A 1,020-nucleotide genomic window follows, 5' to 3' on the forward strand; every position below is an offset into this window, starting at 1 on the left:
AAAGTAAAAAATATTCGCACTGAAATTGAGCTATTTTCATAAATTAAAAAATGAAATTAAGAAAAGATAAATTATCGTAAATTATATGCTTTACTTTATTATTAAAATTATAATAATGATAAAAAATGTTGGGCTTTTTTAATCGTCAAAAAGAGGAGTGTTAAGGTGAAAAAACGATTTATTACAATAGGAATGATTAGTCTTTTGGCAATGATAGATTTAACTCTAAGGTCTAACTTTAGTTGGGGTTCTGACGCTCAAACTTCAACTATCCAAATCTCCTCCTCAACAGAATATCTGAAAATTATTCAGTTGTTAACAGAAAAAATTAAAGTAACTGAAGAGCAGATCAATAACGCGAAAAAAGTCTATCAATCTATAACAGGAAGTAGAATAACAGAACTAAGAATAAAAGAGGAGGGGAATTTTTTCTTACACGATATGCCTATCTACGCAAAACTAAACCAAAACTACCATAACCTATTTGTGACTGAGTATCCCAATCTCAAAGACATTTCATTTTCTATTTATGCCGAAGAGAAAAGGTCAAACTTTTGGAGCCTTCCGCCAAAGATGATGCGGCAAATAATTGATAAGCGTCTTAAATATAGTGGAATTGTCGAAAAAGCTGTAAGCTTGCAAACTTTCAAAGACGTAGAGAAGCGCTTTACGCAAATCATCGATTTCTTAGATGAGATAAATAGAACAACGAATCTAGCGGAAGTTTTCGAGCTACAAACACGCATCAGGAACATGTCATCCATGCTCCAAAATGAATATGCAAAATTACAAATGGTCAGAAATTTACGCGATAATGAAGAGCTTCTTATCGAAATACAAAAACGTAAATTGTATGGAAAAATAGTGAACTTTGAGCACAGAAGTATGCCCAGTGTAAGAATTTAGCGAATAAAGCTCTTTACAACATTTGCTTTTTTCATGAACACAAAAGCTAATTTACAGGGTTCAGTACTATCCCAATAATTCAAAGAGACACAGAGATTTTATCAAAGCCAAGAT

The 1,020-nt window shown here is 32.0% G+C and carries 1 protein-coding gene; it reads left to right on the forward strand.

Going from position 1 to position 1,020, the window contains the following annotated elements; genetic code table 11:
• Positions 1–165 precede the first annotated feature (165 nt).
• On the forward strand, positions 166–906 hold the full coding sequence (locus ACFIL2_RS06295; RefSeq protein WP_375677141.1) for a type IV secretion system protein: 741 nt from the start codon (positions 166–168) through the stop codon (positions 904–906).
• The last annotated feature ends 114 nt before the right edge of the window (positions 907–1,020 follow it).

The sequence above is a fragment of the Bartonella sp. AP30XZML genome (assembly GCF_042195945.1).
Lineage (GTDB): Bacteria > Pseudomonadota > Alphaproteobacteria > Rhizobiales > Rhizobiaceae > Bartonella.